Source organism: Streptomyces regalis (assembly GCF_001509475.1).
Classification (GTDB): domain Bacteria; phylum Actinomycetota; class Actinomycetes; order Streptomycetales; family Streptomycetaceae; genus Streptomyces; species Streptomyces regalis.
The window spans coordinates 25,322-32,416 of sequence record NZ_LLZG01000016.1 but is presented as its reverse complement, the minus strand read 5'-3'; the positions used below and the strand labels follow the sequence as shown (position 1 = coordinate 32,416).

The following is a 7,095-nucleotide window of genomic DNA, read 5'->3' as shown; positions in this document are numbered from 1 at the left end:
TTTCGCCTCCCGCACCGGCCGTCGCTTCTCAGCGCCGGTCCGTGCATTTCAGCCCGTCCGGCGTTTGAGGACGAGGCCCGTTCAGGGCCGAAGCGGGGGTCTGGGGGCCGCAGGCCCCCAGGAGGCGGGGTCGAAGGGGCGGCAGCCCCTGGGGATGGGACGGGTAGGGGCGGCGGGGGCGAAACCCCTCAGCGGCGCCGCCGAAGCATCCGCCCCACCACGATCGCCGACGCCAGCACCACCGCCGCCGCCGGAGCCGCCCACCGCAACGCAGAACCCGGCACCACGGTCTGCGGCGCCGGAACCGGCGCATACCGCCCCCGCGGCGGGGCATGATCCACTTCCTCCGCACTACGCCCGATCATCGTCCGCCGAGCATGAGCCGCCTCAGCAACAGCAGGCTCACCGTCCGAGACACCCTCACCCTCGTCCGCCCCCGGCCCGGGCGAAGACGGCCCCGGCTCCGGCGCAGGCGCCGGCGCATCATCCGCATCCGGCGTCGTCTCGAAGTCACTGGTGACCCGCGTTTCGAACTCCCCGGGAGCCAGCTCCTCCAACTCCTCCGACTCCTCCGAGCCCTCAAGGGCCTCGGGCGAAGACGCTTCCCCGGCCACCACCCCGAGCTGCTCCCCGAACCGGCTCAGCAACCGAGCCACGGCCGACCGGACCGCCTCCGCCGGGAACTCCGCGACCCGCCCATCCGCAGAGGCAGTCCCCGCGAACGTCACGGCGGACCCACCGTCGGCCTCCCGCACCCGCACCGTCAACGCGAGCTTCACAGAACCGGTGCCCCGCGCCTCGGTCGCGTCGCCCTCGACGGCGTACGAACCGTCCTCGCGCTCGGACACCCGCACAGCACCCCGGTAGGTGATGGTGTGACCACCGACGCGCACTTTCAGCCGCCCGGCGACAGGCTCGGCACCGGCGTCCTGTTGGAGCCCGGGGACCGCCCGGGCAACCCGTACGGGATCGGCCAGCACCTCCCTGAGCCGCTCGGCCGCAACCGGAACGAACACCTCATGCTCCATGGTGAGCGAGCCTACCCAGCATGGCGCGAAGCGCACCCGCACATCCGAGGATTCTCAGTACCGCGGATGCATCAACGTCGACACCCCCAGCCCTCCGACCCGAGTCCCCTCCGCCACCCACGCATCCGCCACCAGCCCCTCCTGCGTCAACGTCCCCAACCGCGGCACCCGCTCCCCCGCACCGAGCCGCAGCACCGGCCGCTCCCCCCGCCGCGCCAGGATGAACCCCCAGTCGTGCGGTGCCCGCGTCGGGCCTGCCGTGCGGTCGGGGCCCGGGGCGAAGCCGGACTCACGGCCCCGGACGCAGTAGGGGGCCGTGCGCAGGCCCGCCGCGCGGAGTGTCGTGTCGACCGTCCAGAACAGGCGGGGGCGGGAGGAGACCGGACCGGCGTGGACCGCGAGGCGTCCGCGCGGGGTCAGGGCTCGGCGGGCGAGGCCGTAGAACTCCTGTGAGTACAGCTTCGTGCTGGCCGTGATGCCGGGGTCGGGCAGGTCCGAGATCACGACGTCGTACGTCGCCGGAGCCGCCGCCCGCAGCCGGCGGAAGGCGTCGCCCGTCATGACGTGGACGCGGTGGTCGTCGTAGGCATGGCGGTTGAGCTTCGACAGCGGCGGGTCCCGGCGCGCCAACCGCACCACACCGGCGTCGGCCTCCACCACGTCGACCCGGTGCACCCCGGGGTAGCGCAGTACCTCGCGCGCCGCCAGCCCGCTCCCACCGCCGAGGATCAGTACGCGTCTGTGCTCGCCGCTCATCGCGGGGTGGACCAGCGCCTCGTGGTAGCGGCGCTCGTCGCGGCCGCTGACCCGAAGGCGGCCGTCGAGGAAGAGGTCGAGCGGGCGGCCGTTCGTGCCGCCGGTGATGACGACCTCCTGGACGTCCGTCTGGAGCGCCACGCGTACGTCCCGCCCGTACACCGCGTGCCGGGCCGCCCGTTCGAAGTCGTCGACGAGTACGGCGGCGGCGGCGAGGACGCCGAGCACCGTGACGTTGGCGATGACCAGCAGCCAGCGGGCGCGGCGGGTGAGGTCCCCGCGGAACAGGCCGAGGACCAGCGCGCCGCCCGCGACGGCGTTGACGGCGCCGGTGATCAGGGTCGCGGTCAACTGGCCGAGCAGCGGCAGGAGAAGGAAGGGGAAGGCGAGGCCGCCGACGAGGGCACCGACGTAGTCCGCGGCGAACAGGTCGGCCACCGCGCCGCCCGCGTCCTGGCGCCGGATGCGCTGGATCAGCTCCATCAGCAGCGGCACCTCGGCGCCGATCAGCAGGCCGATGGTGAGGGAGAAGGCGACGAGGAGACAGCGCGGGCCGTTGGCCCACATCCCGCCCCAGTCGCCGGTCCAGGCGAAGACGGCGTACAGGGCGAGCGCGCTGCAGCCGCCGACGAGGGCGAGGACGGCCTCGACGGCCCCGAAGCCGGCGGCGGCCAGCGGGCGCAGGCGCTTGGCGAAGAGGGAGCCGATGCCCATCGCGAAGACCATGACGGACAGGACGACGGAGGCCTGGGTGACCGAGTCGCCGATCAAGTAGGAGGCCAGGGCGACGAGTTCGAGTTCGTACACGAGTCCGCAGGCGGCGCAGACGAAGACGCCCGCGAGGACCAGGAACCGCCCCGTGGCCGGCCGGACCGGGAGCCGCGCGCAGCCGCCCCGGGGCGGCGCTGTGCCGGGCGGGGCGGGTGCGTGCGGTTCGATCACGTTGCCGACGGTACGTTACGCCTGCTGCACGCTTCGTCACCCACACGTGTGTTGTTGATGCGGGGGACGTTTGCGTCGCCGCCCTGCGACCACCCGCACCCCCACCCGCGTCCGCGTGGCCACCAACTGCCCGTCCTGCGGATACGCGTGCCACGTCCGCCAGTGCATCTGCCCCTCGTGGTGCTGGGCCAGCAGCGCGGTGAAGGCGTGCGGGCTGCCGGGGAACACGCCGGCGAGGCCGTGCGGATGATCGGCGACCAGGGCCAGCAACTCCTGTGCGCGGCCCGCGAACTGACCCGGCGACAGGATCTCCACCCGGGCCGCGAACTCGTACTCCCAGTCGCCCACCCGCTTGGCCACCCCGAGCGGAAGGGGCGTGCTGCTGCCGGGCATGCAGGCCACCGTCTCCGAGCAGATGCCCCGCTCCTCCTCCAGGAGTACCTGGTGGGACGCGCCGAGCAGTCTCAACTGAAGCTTTGCGCCGGTCAGTTCGAGGTCGAGTGTGGCCAGTGCGGGCAGCGGCTCCCGCCCCAGGGCCCAGGCGAGGTCGGCCGCGCGCGTGTCGGTATAGGCGGTGTTCAGGGTCGTGAGCATGGATGGGCTCCGCAAGCACGCAAAGAAAGGGAGGTGTCGGGTCTCCGGCGCACCCCCGGCCGACACCGGGAGGTCGGCCGGGTCAGCCCAGTCGGCCGGTCAGAAGGGTGTCCGCGGGACGTCCGAGGGGCTGCGTTGGTGAATTTCACTGAATCATGAACGGTGGCGCCGTCACAGCGTTTTTACCCAAGTTCGTAGGGTTTCCATCCCTCGGAGGGCTTATCAGCTCAACTGTTCAACTCCGGCGTACGCCGGGGCTCACTCGGCCTCACCGAAAGCCGTGCGGGAAACAGCAAAGCGGGGCCGGTCCCAGGTACCGGCCCCGCTCCGTCCGGATGCGGTTCCCCCTCGGGGAGCTCAGCTGCCCCGTGTCAGCTGCCTCCGCCACCGCATCCGCCCCCGCCCCCTCCTCCGCAGGACGACCCGCCTGAGCAGGACGAGCCACCCCCGCAGGACGAGCCGCCGCTGTCTCCTCCGCCGGCCCACCAGCTGCCGCTTCCGCTGCCGTGCGAGCCGCCCCGCCGGCTGTGCGTGCGGTGGGCCGGACGCCTGCCGGCGCGTGCGATGGACACGACGATCCCTACGAACGCCACTGCGACCAGCGCCCCCACGAATACTGTGGCCATGGCGTCAGCCTCCTTCCGTTCCCCCGAAGCGGACCGAGGCGTCCCCCCGTGGGCGCCTCCCGCTCGGTGCGTGGGGGTCAGATGCCCGGCCGTCTCACGGCCCAAAGCAGAGTTGAGGAAGTTCAGAGGGTTCTCTCGGGGCAACGGCCCCTGACCTGCACAGAAGGGCATTTCAGGGGCCGTCGGAGTCCCACTGGGCCGTCTGCGGGCCGTGATCTTTCCATGCAACGAGCCGCCACGTGCCGCCGAGTGCTCCACTTGCGGGTACGTGCGTCTGCACGAACGCTGGATTGGAGGGAGGGACGTGGGACATGAACGCCTGCCTGGGCGTTCAGAAAAGGAGTCGGATCATATGTCTGTTCGAAGCATGACGTCAGCACGGCTCACGGACGGCCGCCCGCAGGTGTTCGCGGGAAGCAACCATGGGCTGTTCACCAGGTGGAAGGTGAGCGAGCTCCCGAGTGCCGCTTGGACCCCCTGGCAGCCGTTCAACTTCGACCACGGCCGTGTGGTGTCGCTCGCTGCGGCCCCGCTCACGGACGAACGGCCGCAGATATTCGCCGCGACCGAGGGCGGCGAGCTCTGGACGACCTGGAAGGTGACCACCGACGCGAGCGCCGCCTGGGCCGACTGGACGAAGTTCAACGACCTGCCGGGATCAGCCCGCAGCGTGGGTGTGGCCACCCTGACGGACGGCCGTCCACAGATCGTGGTCGGCACCGACACCGGTTCGGTTTCCTCGTGGAAGGTGAGCACCAACCCGGACGACGCCTGGACCAACTGGTCCCCCTTCGACGGTCCGCCCGCCTGATCCCGAGACATCCGGCGCTCGGCTGGGGTCTCCCAGCCGAGCGTCTTACGCGGGAAGGGCCCACCGAGGAAAGGCCCTTGAACTGTGCAGGTAGGCATTTCAGGGCCGTCAAAGACTCGTTGGGCTGTGATCTTCCTGGGAAATGCGCTACACCCGCAGCGTCAGCCCCGGGCCAGCATGCCCCATGTACTCGCTGACGGCCTTGATGTTCTCGCCCGCCTTGCCGTTGAAGTTGCTGCGCCACACCATGCCCGCTAGGCCGCGTCTTCGAGGGCGGTCCGTTCGGCCTCCCACGCCTGCACTGGGCCGGTCGCCGTCCTGGAGAGTTGGTGTATCGCAGCGCCCCAGCGTCCGCAGCTTCGACGTGTCCGGGCCACTGGTGTGCGGCCCGGCCCGGCGGGTGCGCGGGACAGCGTGAGGAGTCGGTGGCGGTGCCGGTCGCGGCTACGCTGCGTGTCGCCCACCATGATCCCGATGGATCGCAGCAGCGGGGTGTGGTGCAGCCTTCTTCACCCATCGGCGTCACCATAAGTACACATTTCAGCGCGTGTGCGTGTCACCTGCTTCGCCAACTGCTTTGCTGAACGACTATTGACGCCCCACAATGCGCCGACTACGGGGTCGAAGATGGTGAGTGAATCCGCTGCGGATTCTGTCAAGAATTTCACTTTCAAGCATGCCAAGGCTGTGGTCTCGGCCCTGGTGAGCGGCGTGATCGCTTTCCTCTCTTCGATGGTCACTGCGCTTCAGGGTGAAAACACAGGGTTCGAGACGATCACCGATGGACAATGGATTACCGCCGTGCTGGCGTTCTTCGTCGGGCTTGGGGTCGCAGGTAAAGCGACCAGCGCGACCTCAAATAGGTCGCCTGCCTGATAGTGATGGTCACCCACAGGATCGCGGTACACACGGCCGCTTGCCCCTGCCGCTGGCGCCAGAGGCTCTTCCGGGCCCTGAGCCGGGCCGTCTGTGGGCCGTCCGGGAGCGGCCAACGCTGGCAGACGATGACAGTTGCCGACGGCTCAACCCTGCTAGGAGGTGGCCTGTTGGGTCCCTCCGCAGGTGCCCGACCCCAAACGTGAGTTGAGGAAGTCCAGAGCTTGGGCGCAGGATGACCGGCATGACCTCCACCTCCCGCCCGCTGCTCAACCGCCGGCTCGCCGAGTTCGGGACGACGATCTTCGCCGAGATGTCCCAGCTGGCCCTGCGGACCGGGTCCCTCAATCTGGGTCAGGGCTTCCCCGACACCGACGGCCCCGAGGAGGTCCGCGAGGCGGCCGTGCGGGCCCTGCGGGACGGGCGCGGCAACCAGTACCCGCCGGGCCCGGGCGTCCCCGAGCTGCGGGGCGCCGTCGCCGCCCACCAGGAGCGGCGCTACGGGCTGTCGTACGACCCGGACACGGAGGTCCTGGTCACCGCGGGTGCCACCGAGGCCATCGCGGCCGCGCTGCTCGCGCTGCTGGAGCCCGGCGACGAGGTGATCGCCTTCGAGCCGTACTACGACTCGTACGCGGCCTGCATCGCCATGGCGGGCGGCACGCGCGTGCCGGTCACCCTGCGCCCGCACGAGGGCAGCTTCCGTCTGGACCTCGACGAGCTGCGCGCGGCCGTCACCGACCGTACGCGCCTGCTGCTGATCAACACCCCGCACAACCCCACCGGCACGGTCCTCACCCGTGCGGAGCTCGCCGCGATCGCCGAGCTGGCGGTCGAGCGGGACCTGCTCGTAGTGACCGACGAGGTGTACGAGCACCTGGTCTTCGACGACGCCGAGCACCTGCCGCTCGCGAGCTTCCCGGGCATGCGCGAGCGGACGGTGACCATCGGGTCGGCGGGCAAGACGTTCTCCTTCACCGGCTGGAAGGTCGGCTGGGTGACCGCGGCGTCCGGCCTGGTCACGGCGGTGCGGTCGGCGAAGCAGTTCCTGACGTACGTGTCGTCGGGGCCGTTCCAGTACGCGGTCGCCGAGGCCCTCGCCCTGCCCGACAGCTACTTCGCGGCCTTCCGCGAGGACATGCTGACCAAGCGGGACCTGCTGGCCGCAGGTCTGACGGAGGCGGGGTTCGAGGTCTTCAAGCCCGCCGGCACCTACTTCATCACCACCGACATCCGGCCTCTCGGCGAGAGCGACGGCTTCGCCTTCTGCCGCGCGCTGCCGGAGCGGGCCGGGGTGGTCGCCATCCCCAACGCGGTCTTCTACGACCACCGGGAGGCGGGGGCGCCCTTCGTGCGGTTCGCGTTCTGCAAGCAGACGGCGGTGCTGGAGGAGGCGGTGCGGCGGCTCAAGTCCCTGGCGGGCTGACGCCCGGGGCGGCGTCGCGGGCTGTCGCCGCTCTTC

6 protein-coding genes are annotated in these 7,095 nt (G+C 70.8%); 3 read left to right on the top strand and 3 right to left on the bottom strand.

Features of this window, described 5'->3' with window-relative positions:
* Positions 1-188: 188 nt before the first annotated feature.
* Genes ADL12_RS04545 through ADL12_RS04535 form a run of 3 tightly spaced genes read right to left on the bottom strand, consistent with a single transcriptional unit; the run spans position 189 to position 3,320 of the window.
* Complete coding sequence (locus ADL12_RS04545) at positions 189-1,028, bottom strand: SRPBCC domain-containing protein (RefSeq protein WP_062698736.1); 840 nt, start codon at positions 1,026-1,028, stop codon at positions 189-191.
* 54 nt (positions 1,029-1,082) lie between these two features.
* The gene (locus tag ADL12_RS04540; protein ID WP_062698710.1) at positions 1,083-2,726 is read right to left on the bottom strand and encodes a polyamine aminopropyltransferase; all 1,644 of its coding nucleotides are present in this window, start codon (positions 2,724-2,726) and stop codon (positions 1,083-1,085) included.
* Positions 2,727-2,762: 36 nt separating this feature from the next.
* Positions 2,763-3,320 carry a DUF2617 family protein gene (locus ADL12_RS04535; protein ID WP_062698708.1) on the bottom strand — a complete coding sequence of 186 codons (558 nt, stop codon included), beginning with the start codon at positions 3,318-3,320 and terminating at the stop codon, positions 2,763-2,765.
* Between the two features lie 978 nt (positions 3,321-4,298).
* Between ADL12_RS04535 and ADL12_RS04530 the strand changes: the two genes are divergently transcribed.
* From ADL12_RS04530 to ADL12_RS04525, 3 genes are all read left to right on the top strand, one after another.
* Entirely contained in the window at positions 4,299-4,757 is a 459-nt protein-coding gene (locus tag ADL12_RS04530; protein WP_159053077.1) for a DUF8189 domain-containing protein, read from the top strand.
* Positions 4,758-5,384: 627 nt separating this feature from the next.
* On the top strand, positions 5,385-5,633 hold the full coding sequence (locus ADL12_RS53710; RefSeq protein WP_159053076.1) for a hypothetical protein: 249 nt from the start codon (positions 5,385-5,387) through the stop codon (positions 5,631-5,633).
* A gap of 235 nt (positions 5,634-5,868) precedes the next feature.
* On the top strand, positions 5,869-7,059 hold the full coding sequence (locus ADL12_RS04525) for a pyridoxal phosphate-dependent aminotransferase (RefSeq protein ID WP_062698704.1): 1,191 nt from the start codon (positions 5,869-5,871) through the stop codon (positions 7,057-7,059).
* Positions 7,060-7,095: the final 36 nt, after the last annotated feature.

Excerpts from the sequence above, each read along its gene's own strand:
- ADL12_RS04545 (WP_062698736.1), bottom strand. The coding sequence starts at position 1,028 with ATGGAGCATGAGGTGTTCGTTCCGGTTGCGGCCGAGCGGCTCAGGGAG.
- ADL12_RS04535 (WP_062698708.1), bottom strand. The coding sequence starts at position 3,320 with ATGCTCACGACCCTGAACACCGCCTATACCGACACGCGCGCGGCCGAC.
- ADL12_RS04530 (WP_159053077.1), top strand. The coding sequence starts at position 4,299 with ATGTCTGTTCGAAGCATGACGTCAGCACGGCTCACGGACGGCCGCCCG.
- ADL12_RS53710 (WP_159053076.1), top strand. The coding sequence starts at position 5,385 with ATGGTGAGTGAATCCGCTGCGGATTCTGTCAAGAATTTCACTTTCAAG.
- ADL12_RS04525 (WP_062698704.1), top strand. The coding sequence starts at position 5,869 with ATGACCGGCATGACCTCCACCTCCCGCCCGCTGCTCAACCGCCGGCTC.